This window comes from Aureimonas phyllosphaerae, assembly GCF_900113065.1.
Lineage (GTDB): Bacteria > Pseudomonadota > Alphaproteobacteria > Rhizobiales > Rhizobiaceae > Aureimonas > Aureimonas phyllosphaerae.
Genome location: NZ_FOOA01000021.1, coordinates 48,645 through 67,982 on the forward strand (window position 1 = coordinate 48,645; position 19,338 = coordinate 67,982).

General features: G+C 71.7%; 18 protein-coding genes and 1 pseudogene. 10 read left to right on the plus strand and 9 right to left on the minus strand.

Going from position 1 to position 19,338, the window contains the following annotated elements:
* Positions 1-3 precede the first annotated feature (3 nt).
* Positions 4-885 (minus strand): LysR family transcriptional regulator, encoded by an 882-nt coding sequence (locus BM175_RS18850; RefSeq protein WP_090965820.1) that lies wholly within the window; start codon positions 883-885, stop codon positions 4-6.
* A gap of 122 nt (positions 886-1,007) precedes the next feature.
* Here BM175_RS18850 and BM175_RS18855 point away from each other — a divergent pair, with 122 nt between their 5' ends.
* The 5 genes from BM175_RS18855 to BM175_RS18875 all read left to right on the plus strand — a co-directional run bounded on the left by BM175_RS18855 (position 1,008) and on the right by BM175_RS18875 (position 7,008).
* Complete coding sequence (locus BM175_RS18855) at positions 1,008-1,949, plus strand: VOC family protein (protein ID WP_090965822.1); 942 nt, start codon at positions 1,008-1,010, stop codon at positions 1,947-1,949.
* A gap of 57 nt (positions 1,950-2,006) precedes the next feature.
* Positions 2,007-2,630: an alpha/beta hydrolase gene (locus BM175_RS18860; protein WP_090965824.1), complete on the plus strand. Its 624-nt coding sequence runs from the start codon at positions 2,007-2,009 to the stop codon at positions 2,628-2,630.
* A gap of 70 nt (positions 2,631-2,700) precedes the next feature.
* Positions 2,701-3,426 carry an ABC transporter ATP-binding protein gene (locus BM175_RS18865; protein WP_090965826.1) on the plus strand — a complete coding sequence of 242 codons (726 nt, stop codon included), beginning with the start codon at positions 2,701-2,703 and terminating at the stop codon, positions 3,424-3,426.
* The gene (locus tag BM175_RS18870) at positions 3,419-5,944 is read left to right on the plus strand and encodes an FtsX-like permease family protein (protein ID WP_090965828.1); all 2,526 of its coding nucleotides are present in this window, start codon (positions 3,419-3,421) and stop codon (positions 5,942-5,944) included. Before BM175_RS18865 ends, BM175_RS18870 begins: the two co-directional genes overlap by 8 nt.
* On the plus strand, positions 5,944-7,008 hold the full coding sequence (locus BM175_RS18875; RefSeq protein ID WP_090965829.1) for a lipocalin-like domain-containing protein: 1,065 nt from the start codon (positions 5,944-5,946) through the stop codon (positions 7,006-7,008). The genes BM175_RS18870 and BM175_RS18875 overlap by 1 nt, the downstream gene beginning before the upstream one ends.
* 94 nt (positions 7,009-7,102) lie before the next feature.
* Here the strand turns inward: BM175_RS18875 and BM175_RS18880 are convergent, their stop codons facing one another.
* Positions 7,103-7,744 carry a 3-oxoacid CoA-transferase subunit B gene (locus tag BM175_RS18880; RefSeq protein WP_090965831.1) on the minus strand — a complete coding sequence of 214 codons (642 nt, stop codon included), beginning with the start codon at positions 7,742-7,744 and terminating at the stop codon, positions 7,103-7,105.
* A complete protein-coding gene (locus BM175_RS18885; protein WP_090965833.1) occupies positions 7,744-8,481 on the minus strand; it encodes a CoA transferase subunit A in 738 nt (245 codons plus the stop codon). Before BM175_RS18885 ends, BM175_RS18880 begins: the two co-directional genes overlap by 1 nt.
* A 95-nt stretch (positions 8,482-8,576) precedes the next feature.
* Here BM175_RS18885 and BM175_RS18890 point away from each other — a divergent pair, with 95 nt between their 5' ends.
* From BM175_RS18890 to BM175_RS18900, 3 genes are all read left to right on the plus strand, one after another.
* Entirely contained in the window at positions 8,577-9,149 is a 573-nt protein-coding gene (locus tag BM175_RS18890) for a helix-turn-helix transcriptional regulator (RefSeq protein ID WP_090965863.1), read from the plus strand.
* 138 nt (positions 9,150-9,287) lie between these two features.
* Positions 9,288-9,914 (plus strand): ribonuclease D, encoded by a 627-nt coding sequence (locus tag BM175_RS18895; protein ID WP_090965835.1) that lies wholly within the window; start codon positions 9,288-9,290, stop codon positions 9,912-9,914.
* Positions 9,915-10,118: 204 nt separating this feature from the next.
* Positions 10,119-10,460 (plus strand): ATPase inhibitor subunit zeta, encoded by a 342-nt coding sequence (locus BM175_RS18900; RefSeq protein WP_090965837.1) that lies wholly within the window; start codon positions 10,119-10,121, stop codon positions 10,458-10,460.
* A gap of 22 nt (positions 10,461-10,482) precedes the next feature.
* On the opposite strand, the gene BM175_RS18905 is transcribed toward BM175_RS18900, so the two are convergent.
* The 5 genes from BM175_RS18905 to BM175_RS18925 are packed head-to-tail and all read right to left on the minus strand — an operon-like array spanning position 10,483 to position 16,706.
* Positions 10,483-12,216 (minus strand): acetyl/propionyl/methylcrotonyl-CoA carboxylase subunit alpha, encoded by a 1,734-nt coding sequence (locus BM175_RS18905; RefSeq protein WP_090965839.1) that lies wholly within the window; start codon positions 12,214-12,216, stop codon positions 10,483-10,485.
* The gene (locus BM175_RS18910; RefSeq protein ID WP_090965841.1) at positions 12,213-13,835 is read right to left on the minus strand and encodes a 5-oxoprolinase subunit B/C family protein; all 1,623 of its coding nucleotides are present in this window, start codon (positions 13,833-13,835) and stop codon (positions 12,213-12,215) included. Before BM175_RS18910 ends, BM175_RS18905 begins: the two co-directional genes overlap by 4 nt.
* Before the next feature lie 9 nt (positions 13,836-13,844).
* On the minus strand, positions 13,845-14,648 hold the full coding sequence (locus BM175_RS18915; RefSeq protein WP_090965843.1) for a putative hydro-lyase: 804 nt from the start codon (positions 14,646-14,648) through the stop codon (positions 13,845-13,847).
* On the minus strand, positions 14,645-15,424 hold the full coding sequence (locus BM175_RS18920) for a LamB/YcsF family protein (protein ID WP_090965845.1): 780 nt from the start codon (positions 15,422-15,424) through the stop codon (positions 14,645-14,647). Before BM175_RS18920 ends, BM175_RS18915 begins: the two co-directional genes overlap by 4 nt.
* 16 nt (positions 15,425-15,440) lie before the next feature.
* Positions 15,441-16,706, minus strand: coding sequence for an NRAMP family divalent metal transporter (locus tag BM175_RS18925; protein WP_244546078.1), 1,266 nt, complete (start codon positions 16,704-16,706; stop codon positions 15,441-15,443).
* Positions 16,707-17,041: 335 nt separating this feature from the next.
* On the opposite strand from BM175_RS18925, the gene BM175_RS18930 reads away from it, so the two are divergent.
* Positions 17,042-17,716 carry a GntR family transcriptional regulator gene (locus BM175_RS18930; protein WP_090965849.1) on the plus strand — a complete coding sequence of 225 codons (675 nt, stop codon included), beginning with the start codon at positions 17,042-17,044 and terminating at the stop codon, positions 17,714-17,716.
* Between the two features lie 166 nt (positions 17,717-17,882).
* Positions 17,883-18,890, plus strand: coding sequence for an SDR family oxidoreductase (locus BM175_RS18935; protein WP_090965851.1), 1,008 nt, complete (start codon positions 17,883-17,885; stop codon positions 18,888-18,890).
* Positions 18,891-18,996: 106 nt separating this feature from the next.
* Here the strand turns inward: BM175_RS18935 and BM175_RS22820 are convergent.
* A pseudogene (locus BM175_RS22820) lies at positions 18,997-19,338 on the minus strand (hypothetical protein); the annotation flags it as partial.

Here is a 19,338-nt window from a genome sequence, read left to right on the forward strand (position 1 = left end):
TCGTTAGCCGGGCTGCGGCCGCTCGCCTTCGAGAAGGGGACGCTCGGCCGCGACCCGCTCGGCGAGGTAGTCCATCAGCGCGCGCACGCGCGGCACGTGGCGAAGGTCGGCATGGGTCAGGAGCCAGAGATCGGTCGCGAAGCGCTCGTCCGGGTCCCCGAGCCGCCGCAGCGAGGCGCGCGCGTCGCCGACGAAGCAGGGCAGGTAGCCGCGCCCGAGCCCCGCCTCGACCGCCTCGGCGAGCCCCAGCACCGTGTTGACGCGGTAGCCGATCCGCTCGGGCGGGATCGTCAACGCGACATGCCGCACCACGGCCATGCCGCCCATCGCGTCGCCGAGTGACACGAAATCCTCCGTCGTCCCCGTTCGCCCCTTGTAGAGTGCCCAGGCGATGCGGGCGCTCTTGCGGCCGACCAGCGTATCGGGCGGCCGGTCGGTCGCGCGGATCGCGACGTCCGCATCGCGCTTCGACAGGTTCAGCGCCGGATTGCCGAGCACGACGTCGAGCCGCACCGCCGGGCAATGGCGCCGGAAGCCGGCAAACAGCGGCGTCAGGAAATGGACGAGGAGCGAATCGTTGGTCGTCACCCGCACATCGCCGGACGGCAGCGGCTCGCGGCCCGCGAAGCGGAGCGCGGCAGCGTCCACCGCCTCCGCCACGGTGCGCGCGACCGCCGCGATTTCCTCGCCGGCGCTCGTCGGCACGAGCCGCGCGCCCCCGCGCTCGAACAGCGCGCAGCCCATCGCGGCCTCGATCTGGCGCAGCCGCCGGAACACGGTGGAGTGAGCGACATGAAGCCGGTCGGCCGCCGCCGGCAACGTCCCCGTCTCGGCCACCGCGCCGACGAGCCGCAGGTCGTCCCACGCCAGTCGATCGAGATCCATGCCTCCTGCCCTTCCCAAAGCTGCAAGCGCAGCATTGCACGGATGCAATCATGCTGCACCTGACGCGTGGCCGCCATTGCGATTATGTTGGGTCCACGCAACGAGATCCATGGAGATCCGACATGAGCCACGGCATCCACCACGTCACCGCCATCGCCGGTCCCGCCGCGCGCAACGTGCGGTTCTACACCGACACGCTCGGGCTTCGCTTGGTGAAGCGGACCGTCAATTTCGACGATCCCGGCACCTGGCACCTCTACTACGGCGACGAGGCCGGTTCGCCAGGCACGATCCTGACCTTCTTCCCCTGGGAGCACGCGGCGCCCGGCCGGCTCGGCGTCGGCGAGACGCAGGAGACCGTATTCCGCGTGCCGGAGGGCTCGATCGGCTTCTGGACGCACCGCTTCATCGAGCGCGGCGTCGCCTTCGACCCGCCGGTCAAGCGCTTCGGCGAGACGGCGCTCGCCTTCCGCGACCCGGACGGCATGCACCTCGCGCTGGTCGCGGTGTCCGGCGCGGAGACCGAGCTTGGCTGGACCGCGGGCGGCATCTCGCCGGAGGTCGCGATCCGCGGCTTCCATTCGGTGAGCCTCCTCCTGGAGGAGAAGGCGCCGACCGGCGCGGTGCTGACCGACGTCCTCGGCTTCCGGGAACTCGGATCGGAGGGCTCGACCACGCGCTTCCAGGTGGACAGTGTTTCGGTCGGCGGCATCGTCGACATCCGGGCCGTCGGCGGCTTCCTGAAGCCCCGGCCGGGGGCCGGCTCCGTCCATCACGTCGCCTTCCGGGCGGCGGACGATGCGGCGGAGGCGGCGATGGCGAGGCGTCTCGTCGAGAACCACAGGATCGGGGTCACCGAGCAGCGCGACCGCAACTACTTCCGCTCGGTCTATTTCCGTGAGCCGGGCCATGTCCTGTTCGAGATCGCGACCGACGCGCCGGGCTTTGCCGTGGATGAGCCGGCGGCGACGCTCGGGCAGACCCTGAAGCTGCCGGCGGGGCTCGAGTCCCACCGCGCCCGCATCGAAAGCGTGCTGCCCGATCTCGGAACCGAGGCGGCCTGACGAAACCCGAAGCGGGGCGGCCGAGAGCCGCCCTGCCCCTTCCCGCTGGAGGACATCATGAGCGAGACGACCCTGTCGCATATCCATCGCTTCGTACCCGCCGGCGACGCGTCCAAGGCGCCGCTCCTGCTCCTGCACGGGACCGGCGGCGATGAGAGCGATCTTCTCGGCCTCGGCGCGGCGCTGAGCCCCGGCGCCGCGCTCCTGTCGCCGCGCGGCCGCGTGCTGGAAAACGGCATGCCGCGCTTCTTCCGGCGCCTGGCCGAGGGCGTCTTCGACGAGGCGGACGTCGTCACGCGCGCCCATGAGCTCGCCGACTTCATCGCCGAGGCGCGCGCGACCTATCGTCTCCCCGCTCCGATCGCGGTCGGCTTCTCCAACGGCGCCAACATCGCGGCCGCGCTCCTGATGCTGCAGCCCGATGCGCTGGCCGGCGCCGCGTTGATCCGCCCGATGGTGCCGCTGGCCCGGCCGCCCGCCTTCGCGCTTCCGGGGACGCCCGTCCTGATGCTGTCCGGCGCGATGGACCCGATCGTGCCCGCCGCCAACGCCGAGCGCCTGGCCGCGATGCTGGGCGAGGGCGGGGCCAACGTGCGGCACGAGGTCCTTCCCGTCGGCCACGGCCTGTCGCAGATGGACCTCGCGCTTGCGCGGGACTGGCTGCGACAGGTCGACGCCTAACCACCCTGCGGCGTCCGGCGACAGGCCGCGTGGCTGGATCGCCGGGCGCCACGCCCCAGTTTCCGGCGCGATGCCGAACGATCTCGCCCCGCTTCCGACCCGCGATACCGCGACCCATGCGACCGACGCCCGCCTCGTCGTGCGCGGCCTCGCCAAGACCGTGCCGGGGGGGCGCGAGCTGTTTTCCGGGCTCGATCTCGCGGTCGCCGGCGGCGAGCTCGTCGCGATCGTCGGTGAATCCGGCACCGGCAAGTCGACGCTCCTCAACATCCTCGCCGGCCTCGACGAGGCGGATCGGGGCGTCGTCGAGGTCGGCGGCACCGCGCTCGGGCCGCTCGACGAGACGGCGCGCACGACGCTTCGCCGCGAGCTCATCGGCTTCGTCTTCCAAGCCTTCCACATTCTGCCCTACCTGACGCTCGGCCAGAACGTCGCCCTGCCGCTGGCGCTCGTCTCGCCCGATGCGACGCGGGCGACGTCGGAAGCCGAGCGGCTTCTCCACGCCGTCGGTCTCGGCGGGCGGGCGGGCGACTATGCACGCGACCTGTCGGGCGGCGAGTTGCAGCGCGTCGCCATCGCGCGCGCGCTCGTCCACCGGCCGGCCCTCATCCTCGCCGACGAGCCGACCGGCAATCTCGACCCCGACACCGCCGCGCGGGTCCTGGAGCTCTTCGCCTCGGCGGTGCGCGAAGGGGGCGCGGCGGCCGTGATCGTCACCCATTCGCCCGCCACCGCCGCGGTCGCCGACCGCGTCCTGACCCTGACCGCCACGGGCCTGAATGCCTCCGATGACTGACGCCGGCCTCGGCCAGGCCCGCCTCGCGCTGCGCTGGCTGATCGTCGGCGAGGGGCGCGCGCACCCCGCGCGCTTCCTCCTCACCGCGCTCGCGATCGCCGTCGGCGTCGCGCTCGGCTTCGCCGTCCATCTCGTCAACGGCTCGGCGCTCGCCTCCTTCGAGGGCGCGGTGCGCTCGGTCAACGGGGCGGCCGATCTCCAGGTGCGGGCGGCAAGCCCCCTCGGCTTCGACGAGGCGGCCTATGGGGCGATCGCGCTGGCCGGCGGCGTCGAGGATGCGAGCCCCGTGGTCGCGCTCGACGCGCGGGCGGGCGGCGCCGCGTTCACGCTTCTCGGCCTCGACGTCCTGCGCGCCGCCCGCGTCACGCCGAGCCTGATCGGACTGAACGCGCAAGGCGTCGACCAGAACCGCGCCGAGGTCTTCTCGCCCGACGCCCTCTTCCTGTCGCGCGCGGCGCTCGCCAGCACCGGCGCCGGGATCGGCGACACGATCGAGGTCTCGGCCAACGGGCGCACCGTGCCGCTGCGCATCGCCGGCACGCTGGACGGGGCGGGCGACACGGAGCGGCTCGGAACGATCGACATCGCGGCCGCGCAATGGCGCTTCGACCGGCTGGGCCGCCTCGACCGCATCGACCTGTCGGTGAGCGACCGGGCAGCCGCCGAGGCCGCCCTCCCCACCGTCCTGCCGGCCAACGCCAGCCTCGGCACGGACGAGACGGAGGCGCGCCAGGGATCTGCCCTCAGCCGCGCCTATCGCGTCAATCTCGACATGCTGGCGCTCGTCGCGCTCCTGACCGGAGGCTTCCTGGTCTTCTCGGCGCAGGCGCTCTCGGTCGCCCGGCGCCTGCGCACCTTCGCGCTCCTGCGCACGCTCGGGCTGCCGCGCGGCGGCGTCGTCGCCGCGGTCACGCTGGAAGGTCTGGTGATCGGCATCGTCGGCGCAGGTCTCGGCCTTCTCCTCGGCTACGGCCTTGCGACGCTCGCGCTGCGGCTCCTCGGCGGCGATCTCGGCGCCGGCTATTTCGAGGGCGGCGCGGCGCGCGTCGTGTTCCAGCCGGTCGCGGCCGGCGTGTTCTTCGCGCTCGGCCTCCTCGCCGCGCTTCTCGGCAGCGCCCTGCCGGCGCGGGCCGCCTCGCGGGCGGCGCCCGCCGCCAGCCTCAAGAACACCGGCGACCTCGTCGATCCACGCTCACGCGTGCCCATCATCCCCGCCGCGGCTCTCCTCGGCGCCGGCGTCCTCGCCAGCCTTGCGCCGCCGATCGCGAACCTGCCCATACTCGGCTTTGCCGGCATGGCGCTAATGCTGGCAGGGGGCGTGGCCGGCGTGCCGTGGCTCGCGCGCCAACTCCTGAAGCCGCTGGTGCACCGGCCGCCGCGCGCCGTCCCCGCGCAGCTGGCCGTGCGCCACGTTCAGGGCAGCCCCGGCGAGGCGGCGACGGCGCTCTGCGGCATCGTCGCCTCGACCGCGCTCGTGATCGCCATGGCGACCATGGTCACGAGCTTCCGCACCGCCGTCGACGACTGGCTCGGCGACGTGCTCTCGGCCGACCTCTATCTTCGCGCGGGCGCCGGCAGCGGCTTCGATTCGGCGACGCAGGCGCGCCTTCTCGAGGTGCCGGGCGTCGGCACGATCCAGTTCAGCCGCCAGCTTCCGCTCTCGGTCGCGCCGGACCGTCCGCCCGTGGTGCTGATCGCCCGTGACATCCACGACGGCGAGACGGGCGGGCTCCTGCGCTCGGTGGAAACGACGCAGGCGCCGCCCCCCGTGGAGAGCCTGCCGGTCTATGTCTCCGAGCCCGCCGCGCGGCTCTACGGCTGGCGTCCGGGCGCCACCATCATGCTGCCGATCGGGCAGGACGCCCGCTTCTTCGTGGCCGGCATCTGGCGCGACTATGCGCGCCAGCAAGGCGCCGTGGCGATCGCGAGCGACGACTACACCCGGCTCACCGGTGATCCGACGCGCGACGAGGCGGCCGTGACGCTCGCGCCCGGCGCGGACGGCGATGCCGTCGGCCGTGCGCTTCTCGCCGCCCTGCCGCCGGGAAGCCCCGCCAACCTCGCGCGGCCGGCCGAGCTGCGCGCCTTCGCGCTCGACCTCTTCGACCGCTCCTTCACCGTCACCTACGTCCTTCAGGCGGTCGCGATGCTGGTCGGCCTGTCGGGCGTCGCGGCGACGATCTCGGCGCAGACGCTGGCGCGCACCCGCGAGTTCGGCATGCTGCGCCATCTCGGCGTCTCGCGGCCGCAGATCCGCGCCATGCTGGGTCTGGAAGGGGCGCTCCTCGGGACCGTCGGCGCGGTCGCCGGCACCGTTCTCGGCCTCGCGCTGGCCCAGGTGCTCATCCACGTCATCAACCCGCAGAGCTTCAATTGGACCATGGGCACGCGCGTCCCATGGGGGACGCTGGCACTTGTCGCCGCCGTGCTGGTTGCCGCCGCCGCGCTGACCGCCGTGCTCGCGGGCCGCCGCGCGACGGCGCAAGGTGCGGTGCAGGCCGTTCGGGAGGATTGGTGATGCGGGTGGCTCTGGCTTTTCTTCTGTCGCTCGCCGTCCTCGTCCTGCCGGCGCGGGCGCAGGAGTATCCGGTGGTGCGACCCGGCGTGTCGCTCTCCTTTCCCGCCGACCACGGCGCTCATCCCGATTTCCGCACCGAATGGTGGTACGTCACCGGCTGGCTCCGGACGGGCACGGGCGAGGAGCTCGGCTTTCAGGTGACCTTCTTCCGCACCCGGCCGAGCATCGACCCGGCCAATCCCAGCCGCTTCGCGCCGGCCCAGGTCCTCTTCGCCCACGCCGCGATTTCTGATCCCGCGGTCGGCAAGCTGCTGCACGGCGAGCGCTCCGCACGCGAGGGCTTCGGCCTTGCCGGCGCGGCGACCGGGAACGCCGATGTCTCGATCCGCGACTGGCACATCCGGCGCGAGGCGGACGGTCGCTGGACGACCACCGTGCGCACGCCCAACTTTTCCTACGACCTCGCCTTCCGGCCGACGCAAGCCGAGTTCCTCCAGGGCGACGACGGCTACAGCCGCAAGGGCACCCGCGAGGGGGAGGCGAGCTACTACTACTCGCTGGCGCATCTGGAGGTTTCGGGAACGCTGGCGCGCGCCGGGGGCGTCGAGCAAGTCACTGGCGAAGCCTGGCTCGACCGCGAATGGTCGTCCCAGTACCTCGCGCCGGAAGCCAGCGGCTGGGACTGGACCGGCCTCAACTTCGACGACTGCTCGGCGCTCGTCGCCTTCCGCATGCGGGGCCGCGAGGTGGACACGGTCTATGCCGGCGGCTCGTGGCGCCGCCCGGACGGCACGATCGTGCGCCTCGGGCCGGGCGACGTCCGCTTCGAGCCGGTGCGCCGCTGGCGCTCCGAGCGGACGGGCGCGACCTATCCGGTGGAACAGGTGCTGGTGGTCCGCCTGCCCGAGGGCGAGCGACGCCTGCCCCTCCAGCCCCTCTTCGACGACCAGGAGCTCGACGGGCGCGCCGGGGGCCTGCCCGTCTACTGGGAGGGAGCGGTGCGGACGGAGGGCGGCCGGGGCTATCTGGAGCTCACCGGTTACACCTCGCCTCTGTCGCTCTGAAAGCTCGTCGTGCTGCGAGCCGGAAGGCCAGCCGGAGGATTCTGTCCGGCCGGCGACCGCCAAGGCAGCCGATAGCCCCCTGTGCGCCGGGCCCCTACAGCCCGACCTCGAAACTCGCCGCGGTCTTCGCCCGGATCTCGTCGAGCGTCACGCCGTCGGCCAGCTCGATCAGCGTCAGGCGCTCCGGCCCCTTGCGCTCCACCGTGAAGACGCCGAGATCGGTGATCACGAGATCGGCAACACGCGCGCCCGTCAGCGGCAGGGTGCATTCGGGCAGGAGCTTCGATTCGCCCTTGGCCTCGTGCTCCATCACCACGACGACGCGCTTGACGCCGGCGACGAGGTCCATCGCACCGCCCATGCCCTTCACCATCTTGCCGGGGATCATCCAGTTGGCGAGATCGCCGTTGGCCGCCACCTGCATGGCGCCAAGGATGGACAGGTCGATGTGCCCGCCCCGGATCATCGCGAAACTGTCGGCCGAGGAGAAGAAGCTCGTCATCGGCAGTTCGGTGATGGTCTGCTTGCCGGCGTTGATGAGGTCGGCGTCCTCTTCGCCCTCATAGGGAAAGGGACCCATGCCGAGCATGCCGTTCTCGGACTGGAGCACCACCTCGATCCCCGCCGGGATATGGTTGGCCACCAGCGTCGGGATGCCGATGCCGAGGTTGACGTAGAACCCGTCCTCGAGTTCGCGGGCGGCGCGGGCCGCCATCTGGTCGCGCGTCCAGGCCATCAGATTTCCTCCCCTGCGGCGGCCGGTGCGCCGGCGGTCTCGCGCTTTCGCACGGTGCGCTGCTCGATGTGCTTGTCCGGGTTCGGCACGTGGACGATCCGCTGCACGAAGATGCCGGGCGTGTGGATGTGGTCGGCGTCGATCGAGCCCACCGGCACCATGTGCTCGACCTCGGCGACCGTCACCTTGGCCGCCGTCGCCATCATCGGATTGAAGTTGCGCGCGGTCTTTCGATAGATAAGGTTGCCCTGCGCGTCGCCCGTATGGGCGTGGACGATCGCGAGATCGGCAAAGAGCCCGCGCTCCATGACGTAGGTTTCGCCGTCGAACTCGCGCACCTCCTTGCCGTCCGCGATCAGGGTGCCGACACCGGTCTTGGTGAAGAAGGCCGGAATGCCAGCTCCCCCGGCCCGGATGCGCTCGGCGAGCGTGCCCTGCGGGTTGAACTCCAGCTCCAGTTCGCCCGACAGGTACTGTTGCGCGAAGAGTTTGTTCTCGCCGACATAGGACGAGATCATCTTGGCGATCTGGCGCGTGGCGAGCAGCCGCCCGAGGCCGATCCCGTCGACGCCCGCGTTGTTGGAGATGACCGTCAGGCCCTTGACGCCCGACTCCTGCACCGCGTCGATCAGGGCCTCGGGAATGCCGCAGAGGCCGAAGCCGCCGGCCATAACCACCATATCGTCGCGCAGGAGGCCGGCCAGCGCCTCCGTCGCCGTGGAATGAACTTTTCGCAACGCTCCGTGCCTCCCCGTCGCCGGCCCCGCCGGACCTGTCTTGTGAGCCAAGCTAGGGCTTGCCCGCCGGGGGCGGCGAGTCGTATTTCTACGGCATGTCCGCACGCGCCCCGCCCGACGACGCCGCCCCGCGCTTCGCGCTCGCCGAACTGCCGGTGCCCCTCGTCTTCGCCACCCACCGCATCATCCGCGACTGCAACGCCGAGTTCGCGGCGCTCTTCGGCTTCGAGCGGCGGGACCTGATCGACGCCAGCTTCTCGCGCCTCTACCCGGCTCTCGACGACTTCGTGCGCACCGGCGAGATGTGGCGCAGCCATCTGCCGGGCGGCCAAGTCTACCAGGACGAGCGTATCATGCGGGGGGCGATGGGCCGGCGCTTCTGGGCGCGCGTCAACGGGCGCTCGCGCCGCGCGGCCGATCCGTTCGCCGAGGCGATCTACGCGTTCCAGCCGTTGAACCGGCCGGTCACCGGCGCGACGCTGCAACTGACCGGCCGCCAGCGCCAGATCCTCGCGCTGGTCGCGCAAGGGCGCACCAATGGCGAGATCGCAGCGGCGATCGGCCTGTCGCCGCGCACGATCGAGGCACATCGCCTGCGCCTGTCGCGGGCTGTCGGCGTGCGCAACGGCGCCGAGCTCGTCGCCTGGTTCCTGGCCGAAGGCGGCTGACACGGGCCCGACGTGCGCGTTTTTGGGCCGCCGCCCGCAACGCGGGGTTTGGCCGGGGCGCGAAATCCGCTATGCCCCGCGCACGAAACGCATCCACCCGACATACGCCCCGCCCGAAGGGGCCTGGAGACCGCAGCCATGACGATCCGCGTCCACAAGGGAGACCTTCCCGACCTCGCCCGCTACACCGGATCGGTCGCCATCGACACCGAGACGCTCGGCCTCGACACCCGGCGCGACCGTCTCTGCGTGGTGCAGCTGTCGCCGGGCGACGGCACCGCCGACATCGTGCAGATCGCAAAGGGCCAGCGCGAGGCGCCCAACCTCTGCGCGCTTCTGGCGGACACGACGAAGCGCAAGATCTTCCACTACGCCCGCTTCGACATCGCCGCGCTTTACCATGCGTTCGGCGTGATGACGCAGCCGGTCTTCTGCACCAAGATCGCCTCGCGACTGACGCGCACCTATACCGACCGGCACGGCCTCAAGGACCTGTCGAAGGAACTGATCGGGGTCGACCTGTCGAAACAGCAGCAGTCCTCGGACTGGGCGGCCGAAACGCTCACCCCCGCCCAGCTCGACTACGCCGCCTCGGATGTCCTCTATCTCCATGACCTGATGGGCGTGCTCCTGAAGCGCCTCGAGCGCGAGGACCGTCTGGAAATCGCCGAAGCCGCCTTCGCCTTCCTGCCGACGCGCGCCAAGCTCGACCTCCTCGGCTGGGACGAGGAGGACATCTTCTCGCACTCGGTGGCGCGGTCCTGATCGCGGGAGCGTGATCGAATCCTCGCGAGATCGTAAGCGCACAAGCCGGTTTCGCGGGGCCGCATTAACGGTTGGGCAACACTTTTCCCGGCCGTTCGATTCAATTGTCGTCTTGAGATTCGCGCTCCCTTGAGAGCCGTCGCCTAGCCTCGTCCCTGTCGCCCGAGATGCCGGCGACGGGGATCAACGAGGGGAAGCGGACTCATGCAGGACATCGATCGTCTCCACGAACTGTCGGAAACCCGCCACGCGCTGGCCGAGCGCCGGTCCTTCTGCGACCGCGCGCGCGCCGACCGGCTGGTCGGCCTGTGGGCCGCCGGCCATCTCGGCCTCTCGGAGGACGACGCGGACGCCTATGCCGACGCGGTGGTGCGCGCAGGCGTCACGGCACCGGGCGGGCGCGGCGGGTTCGACCGCATCGCCGCCGACCTCGTCGCCACACCGGTCCATATCGAGACCATCCGCTCGCACTATGCCATCGCCATGGCCGATCTCGACCGTCCTTTCGGCGCGGCGACGATCCACGCCTACGCGCTCGGCGCCTGAGGTCCCGGCAGGCGGACCGGCGTCAGGCCGGTCCCGCCTCGATCCGGGCGAGCGCCTCGCCCGCCTGGAGATAGGCGCCGGGCTCGGCGACGAGCGCGATGGTGCCGGCCGCATGGGCCGTCACCTGCGTTTCCATCTTCATCGCCTCCATCACGGCGACGACCTGCCCGGCTTCGACGCGAGCGCCGTCCTCGACGCGCCAGCCCTGCAACGTCCCGGCGACGGGCGCCGCGAGACGCGCAGCGTCCGCCGGCGTCTCCTCTGCGGCGGCGACCGGCGCGCCGCCGGTCGTGCCGAGCCGGGCCAGAAAGGCCGCCGGCAATCCCAGCATGTGACGGCGCCCGTCGATCTCGACCGGCAGCCGCACGGTCGCCATCTCGTCGAGCGGCTCGGGGCGGGGGGCTGCGGCCAGTTCGCCGGCAAACTCCGTCTCGATCCAGCGGGTGTGGACGCGCAGCGCGTCGCCCGCGAAATCCGGCGCGTCCAGAACCGCCCGGTGGAACGGCAGAACGGTCGCGACGCCCTCGATACGGAACCCGGAGAGGGCGCGGCGCGCGCGCGCGATCGCCGCCGCGCGCGTCGGCCCGGTGACGACGAGTTTCGCCATCATCGAATCGAAGTATCCCGGCACGACCGAACCCGACACGACGCCGGCATCCACCCGAACGCCCGGCCCCGAGGGCGGGTCGAACAGGGTGACGGGACCCGGCGTCGGCAGGAAGCCGCGAGCGGGATCTTCGGCATTGATGCGGAATTCGATCGAGTGACCACGCGGCTCGGGCGTCGAGGTGATCCGCAGAGGCTCGCCGTCGGCGATCCGAAGCTGCTCCACCACGAGGTCGAGACCGGTCGTCTCCTCCGTCACGGGATGCTCGACCTGCAGCCGCGTGTTGACCTCGAGGAACGAGATGGTGCCGTCCTGCCCCAGGAGGAACTCCACCGTGCCGGCGCCGACATAGCCGGCTTCGGCACACACGGCGCGCGCGCCCTCGTGGATCCGCTCGCGCTGTTCAAGGCTAAGGAAGGGCGCGGGCGCCTCCTCCACCAGCTTCTGGTTCCGGCGCTGCAGCGAGCAGTCGCGCGTGCCGACGACGAGCACCGTGCCGTGGCGGTCGGCGAGGATCTGCGCCTCGACATGGCGGGGCCGGTCGAGGAAGCGCTCGACGAAGCATTCGCCGCGCCCGAAGGCGGCTTCTGCCTCGCGCGTCGCGGAGGCGAAGAGCTCCTCCACCTCCTCCAGCCTCCAGGCGACCTTCATGCCGCGCCCGCCGCCGCCGAACGCCGCCTTGATCGCGATCGGCAGCCCGTGCGCTTCGGCAAAGGCCAAAGCCTCGCCGGCGTCCTTCACCGGTCCGTCGGAGCCCGGCACCAGCGGTGCGCCGACGCGGGCCGCGATCTCGCGCGCGCGCGTCTTGTCGCCGAGCGCCTCGATCACACGAGCGTCGGGTCCGATCCAGTTGATGCCGGCCTCCGTCACCGCGCGGGCGAATTCCGGCCGCTCGGACAGGAAGCCGTAGCCGGGATGGACGGCGTCGGCGCCCGCACGCCGCGCGACGTCGAGCAGTTTCTCGATGTGGAGATAGGTGTCGGCGGGCGCGTTGCCGCCGAGCGGATAGGCCTCGTCCGCAAAGCGCACGAATGGTGCGTCGGCGTCGACGTCGGCATAGACGGCGACGGAGGCGACGCCGTGGTCGCGGCAGGCCCGGGCGATGCGAAGCGCGATCTCGCCGCGATTGGCGATCAGGACTTTTCTCATGGGCGACCTTCGCTGCGTTCGGGTTCGATCTCGGCAAAGGGCCGGATTACGTTGAAGCGGATGCGCGCGCCGACCGGGATCTGCCCGGCCCGGTCGAGATGGTGCTCGGCGAGCGTCGCGATGACGGGATAGCCGCCGGTCAGCGGATGATCGGCGAGGAAGAGGACGGGCTGGCCGTTGTGCGGCACCTGGATCGCGCCGTTGGCCGTGCCCTCGCTCGGCAGTTCGGCCTTGGGATCGCGCCGCTCGAGCGGCACCGCACCCTCGATGCGCAGGCCGACGCGGTTGGAGAGCGGCGTCACCGTCCACGTCTGCGCCGTCAGGGTTTGGATGCCGGCATCGGTGAACCATTCGGTGCGCGGGCCCATGACGACGTCGAGCACCACGGTCTCGCCGGGCACTGGGAGATCGGCCGGGGGCACCTCCGGCGCGCCGACGGGGCGACGGGGCGGCCGGGCGTTCACCGCCAGCCGGTCGCCGACGCCGACGGCGGAAGGACCGAGGCGGGCGAGAGAATCCACCGACGCCGACCCCAGCACCGGCTCGACGGCAAAGCCGCCGCGGACCGCGAGATAGGTGCGAAGGCCGTGCGGGGGCGCCTGGAGCGTGACACGGTCACCGGGCTCGAGCGAGACCGGGCGATAGGCCTCGGCGATCTGCCGGCGGCCCGCCGCGTCGCGAATCTCGAGCGCCGCGTCCGTGCCAGCGATGGCGACGACGGCGGGTCCCTCCGCCGTGACGGTGAAGCCCCCGCCGACGATCTCGAGCGCCGGCTCGCCCGGCTCGTTGCCGACGAGCCGGTTGGCAGCATGGAGCGCGGCGCGGTCGAGCGCGCCGGAGGCGGAGACCCCTTGCGCGGCCTGCCCCGGCCGGCCGTCGTCCTGGAACAGCGGCGGCATCGGCGCGGCGGTCACGAGCAAGCGCGTGCCGCCGGGGAGCGCGGGCGCGGCAACGGCCTGCGCGCGCGCCGCTTCCCGCGCGGCGATGGCATCGAACGCCGCCCGGTCGGCCAGCCGCGTGAAGCGCACGCGCGTGCCCGGCTGGAACAGGGTCGAGGGGTCGCGCGCGAGGTCGAACATCTTGAGCGGCGTCGTGCCGATCAGCTGCCAGCCGCCCGGCCCTTCCTGCGGGTAGACGCCGGCAAACGGGCCGGCCAGCGCCACGGTGCCGGCGGGAATGCGGGTGCGCGGGCTCGGGCGCCGCGCGACATGGAGCGCGGGATCGCCGCCGACGAGATAGCCGAAGCCCGGCGCAAAGCCGGTGAAGGCGACGGTGAACTCGGAGGCGGCGTGCCGGGCGATCACTGCCTCCGGCGCGAGGCCCGTCAGCCGCGCGACGTCGTCGAGGTCCTCGCCATCATAGAGCGTCGGGATCTCGACGAGGCGCTCGGAGGGCGCGGCCTTTGCCGAGATGTCGCGGGCGCGAAGGTCGGCGGCAAAGGCCGCCATATCGGGGAGCGTTCCCGGCCGGAAGCGCACGAGAAGCGTGCGCGCCGCCGGCACGATCTCCTCGACCGCGGCCAAGGGTTGCGCCTCCAGAGAGGCGAAGAGCGCCAGCGTCTCGTCGAGGTCGGCAAGCTCGACCAGCACGACCCGCAGGCTGACGGGAAGGATGCGCATCCGGGATCCTCAGACGTGGTAGGCAGCGTCAGGCACGTCGGTGACGAACATGTGCCCCGGCGCGTGGGTGACGGCGAAGGGCACGCGCGAGGCCATCACCGCCGCCTGCGGCGTCACCCCGCAGGCCCAGAAGACCGGGATCTCGCCGGGCTCGATGCGCACGGCATCGCCGAAGTCGGGCCTGGCGAGGTCGGCGATGCCGAGGCTCTGGGGGTCGCCGACATGGACCGGCGCACCGTGGACCGCGGGAAAGCGGCCCGAGATCAGGGCGGCGTCCGCCACGCGGGCCGCCGGGATCGGCCGCATGGACACGACCATCGGGCCGGACAGGCGCCCGGCCGGGCGGCAGGGGCGGTTGGTCAGGTACATCGGCACGTTGGTGCCGTCCGTGATGTGGCGCACCTCGATGCCGGCCTCCTGAAGCGGCGCCTCGAAGGTGAAGGAGCAGCCGATCAGGAAGGTGACGAGGTCGCCGGCCTCCTCGTAGGCGGCGGCGGCATCGGGTACCTCGTCCACCAGCCGCCCGTCGCGCCAGACGCGGTAGAGCGGGATGTCACGCGCGACATCCGCCCCATCGGCCAGCACCGTCTCGCGCGAACCCGCCTCCAGAACGTCGAGGACGGGGCAGCTCTTCGGGTTGCGCTGGGCATAGAGCAGGAAGTCGAAGGCCCAGTCGCGCGGCAGGGCGATCATGTTGGCCTGCGTCAAGCCCGGCGCGACGCCGGCCGTCGACCGCACGAGGCCGGCGCGGTATTGCGCACGGGCCGCGCGGCCCGCCTCGCGCAGCGGGTCCAGCTTGTCGGAAGCGCTCATGACATGTCTCCTCGGGCAGGCGCGAAGGGCGAGATCGTGATGCCGTCGGCCGTGAGGCGCTCGCGCACGGCGCGGGCGATCGAAACCGCGCCGGGGCTGTCGCCGTGGACGCAGATCGACTGGGCGCGCAGGCGGATGATCGAGCCGTCCACCGCCTCGATCTCGCCGTCCGAGGCCAGCCGCGCCATGCGAGCCGCGACCACGGCCGGATCGTGGATCACCGCGCCCGGCTCACGGCGGGAGACCAGCGTGCCCTCCGGCGTATAGGCGCGGTCGGCGAAGGCTTCCGAGACGGTCTCGAGGCCCGCGGCCTCGGCGAGCCGCACCAGCGGCGCGTTGGCAAGACACATCAGGACCAGCGACCGGTCGACGGCGAGGATCGCCTCCACCACGTCGCGGCCCTGCCGGGGGTCGCTCGCGATCGTGTTGTAAAGAGCCCCGTGGGGCTTCACGTAGGTGACGCGGGTGCCGGCCACCTCGGCGAGGCTCTTCAGCGCGCCGATCTGGTAGATGACGTCGGCGACCAGGTCCTCGGACGCGACGTCCATGTTGCGGCGGCCGAAGCCGCCGCGGTCGGGATAGGAGACGTGGGCGCCGATCGCGACGCCCCGCGCGGCCGCGCTCTTCAGCGTGCGCAGGATGCCGGCCGGGTCGCCTGCGTGAAACCCGCAGGCGACATTGGCGGAGGAGACGAGGCCGAGCATGGTCTCGTCCTCGCCCATTTCCCAAGCGCCATAGCTTTCGCCGAGATCGCTGTTGAGGTCGATGGCGGTCATGTGCGGCCTCCGTCGGTCACATCGAGAGGAAGGCGAAGATGGGGCCGATCGACTTGTAGCCCATCCACCAGGTCAGCGCGCAGGTCAGGACGCCGAGCGCCGTCAGCCACGCCGGGTGGCGGTAGCCGGGCATCAGGTCGGGCCGCGCCCAGGCGGCATAGATGAAGATGGTCAGGCCGATCGGCAGGATCAGGCCGTTGAAGCCGCCGACGAAGACGAGGAGTGCCGCCGGAGCCGTGCCGACCACCATGTAGGCGGCCAGCGAGACGGCGATGAACACCACCGTCGACCAAGCGCGGCCGCGCTCGGTGATGCGCGGGTTGAACGTGTTGAAGAAGGTGACCGACGTATAGGCCGCGCCGATCACGCTGGTGATGGCGGCCGCCCAGAGCACGACACCGAAGAGGCGCAGGCCGAGTTCGCCGGTCGCGGCGTAGAAGGCTTGCGCGGCGGGGTTGGCCGCCTGGCCCGAGAGGTCGAGCGCGACGCCGCCGGCGACGACGCCGAGCACGGCCAGGAACAGGACGAAGCGCATCACGCCGGTGACCGCAATGCCGGACAGGGCGGCGCGGGTGACGGGCCCGAGATTCTCGATGCCGACCGTGCCCTTGTCGAGCAGGCGATGCGCGCCGGCATAGGTGATGTAGCCGCCGACCGTGCCGCCGACGATGGTGGTGATGGTGGCGAAGTTGATCTCGTCCGGCCAGACGGTCTGGCGCAGCGCCTCGCCGACCGGCGGGTTGGAGGTGAAGGCGACGAAGAGCGTCAGCGCGATCATCAAGAGCCCGAGCACCACGATGATGCGGTCGACGGCGACGCCGGCGCGCTTGGACGAGAAGATGCCGATGGCGACCAGCGCCGACAGGGCGCCGCCGATCTTCGGATCCAGGCCGAGGAGCGCGTTGAGGCCGAGGCCGGAGCCGGCGATGTTGCCGATGTTGAAGATCAGGCCGCCGAAGATGACGAGAACGGCGAGGAGATAGCCGGCGCCGGGGATCGCCGCGTTGGCGATGTCGGAGGCGCGCATGCGCGTCACCGCCACGATGCGCCAGATGTTGAGCTGGACCACGAAGTCGATCAGCACGGAGGCGAGGATGCCGAAGGCGAAGGCCGCGCCCATGGTCGCCGTGAACGTGGCGGTCTGAGTGATGAAGCCAGGCCCGATCGCCGAGGTCGCCATCAGGAAGACAGCGGCAACGAGCGACGAGCGGCGGGCGCTAGCGGTCTCGGCAAGGCTCGGCGCACTGGGCGCCAAGGAGGATGCGGGGGAAGCGGGATCCATCGTCTTGGCTCCTGTAAGGCGGCGTGCGCCGGAGAATTGCGGCTGAATTGCGATGGCCAACTTCCTTCGATTGAACTCGATCGTCAATATTGTTCAACGATTTTTGCATGCCTGTCCTGCAAAATGTGCAATCGGCAGGCATTCTGCCGGATCGTTGGTCAGCCGAAGCGGCCTGCTTGAACAATTCCGGTGCGTTGGTTGCCAGTTGAAGCCGGCGCGGCTTGATCGCGGCGGCCGGTTGGCCGATGGTCGCGGCGTCTTCGAACGGAGCGGGAAAGCGCCATGGCGATGCGAGGAGCGATCGGGAGCCTCGGCTTCGCGGCAGGCCGGATCGCATGAGCGCGCCGGACATCGCATCCTCCGCGCTCACCGGGCGGCTCGCCGAGCGGCTGCGCGACCGCATCATCGCGGGCGAACTCCTGCCGGGTCAGCGCCTGTCGGAAAACGCGCTCGCGGCCGAGCTGTCGGTGTCGCGCAATACGCTGCGCGAGGCGTTCCGGCTCCTCACCAAGGACGGGCTGCTGCGCCACGAGCCCCATCGCGGCGTCTTCGTCACCACGCCCGACCATGCCGCGGTGATCGACATCTACCGCGTCCGGCGGCTGGTGGAGTGCCGGGCGCTGGCCGGCGCCGAGCCCCGCCATCCCGCGATCGCCCGCATGCGCGCGGCGGTGGAGCGGGCCGAGGCGGGGCACGAGGCCGGCGACTGGCAGGCGGTCGGGAGTGCCAACATGGCGTTTCATGCCGCGATCGTGGATCTCGCCGATAGCGCGCGGCTCGCCGTCTTCTACGCGCAGGTCGCCGCCGAACTGCGCCTCGCCTTTGGCCTCCTCGACACGCCGGAAGCCCTGCACGCGCCCTTCATCGACGGCAACCGGGCGATCTTGGAAGCGCTGGAGGCCGGTCGACCGAGGGACGCCGCCGACCTTCTGGACGCCTATCTCGGGCGGGCCGAGCGCATCATCCTCGGCGCCCTGTCGCGGCGCACGGCCCCCTCGCCCGCCGTCTGACGGCACGCTCCCGGCTAACGAGATCGCTGCGCCGGCAGGGCCGCGAATTGCCGCGGCGGCGGAACCTCGGCGCGCACGGCCCGCTTCCAGACGCGGGAACGCCGGCGTCGCGGCCGTGGCGTCGGAGGCGGTCCCGTCGTCGCACCAGCCGGGAAAGCCTTCAGCCATGACCGATCGAACCCTGTCACGCCGCACAGTCCTCGGCGGCGCAGTCCTCGGCGCCGCCGCCATCGCGGCGCCGGCCGGCGCCCAGACCCAGAACGAGGGGAGCGTTGCCGCGGCCGACGGGTCGCCGCGCCTCAGCGATCCGCGCACGCGCTATACCAGCGAGCCTTTCCCCGAGCAGAAGCAGCCCTGGCCCGGCCTCCAGTCGCAGATGACGCCGGTGCCCGACTGCGGCGAGACGAGCTATCGCGGCTCCGGCCGGCTCAGCGGGCGCCGGGCACTGGTGACGGGCGGCGACAGCGGCATCGGCCGGGCGGCGGCGATCGCCTTCGCACGCGAGGGCGCGGACGTCGCGATCAACTACCATCCCGACGAGCAGCCGGACGCCGAGGACGTCGCGAAGCTCATCCGTGAGGCCGGGCGCAAGGCCGTGCTTCTGCCCGCCGACATCCGGACGCTGGACGCCTGCGAGGGCATCGTGCGGCAGGCAGTGGAGGCGCTCGGCGGGCTCGACCTCCTCGTCAACAACGCGGCCTACCAGCAGTCCAAGGCCGACATTTCCGAAATTTCCGACGAGCAGTTCGTGCGGACCTACGAGACCAACGTCTTCCACACGTTCCGCGTCTCGAAGGCGGCGATCCCGAGCCTGCCGCCGGGCAGCGTCATCATCAACACGATCTCGGTGAATTCCTACGACCCCGGTGAGGAGCTGATCGACTACGCCTCGACGAAGGCCGCGATCCTGAACCTCACCAAGGGCATGGCCAAGCAGCTCGCCAAGAAGGGGGTCCGGGTCAATGCCGTGGCGCCGGGTCCGGTCTGGACGCCGCTGCAGGTCGCCGGCGGCCAGATCGAGGGCACGATGGGCGAGTTCGGGCAGGACACGCCGCTCGGCCGCGCCGGGCAACCGGCCGAACTCGCGCCGCTCTACGTGGCGCTGGCCGAGGACGGCACCAGCTTTTCGACCGGCACGGCGGTCGGCGCGCACGGCGGCAAGGGTAATCCCTGATCCGAGGGGCAAGCGCGCCGAACCCGTCCAACGCAAGACCGCCGCGCCCCCTCTCGGAGGCGCGGCGGTCTTGGAAACAGTCTGGTCGTCGCTCCGGCGGGAACCCTTAGAACTCCTCCCAGCCCTCCTCCACGGCCGCGGCCTTGGGAGCCGCCCCGCCATGGCCCGCCGTGCGCATCTGCGCCACTGGACGGGCGGGGGCGTGTGCGCCATGCGAGGCAGGCGCAGCGTGCGCGCGGGCCCCCGCCGGTCGAGCCGGCTGCATCGCGGCGCGCTTCATGGCCGCCGACGTCGCCGGGCGCATCGCGGCCGCATGGTGCCCCGCCCCCGTCGCAAACCCCAACACCAGCCCCGCCAGCGCTTCCGTCTCGCCCGACAGCGCCTGCGCCGCCGCCGTCGTCTCCTCCACCATCGCCGCGTTCTGCTGCGTGACCTTGTCCATCTGGTC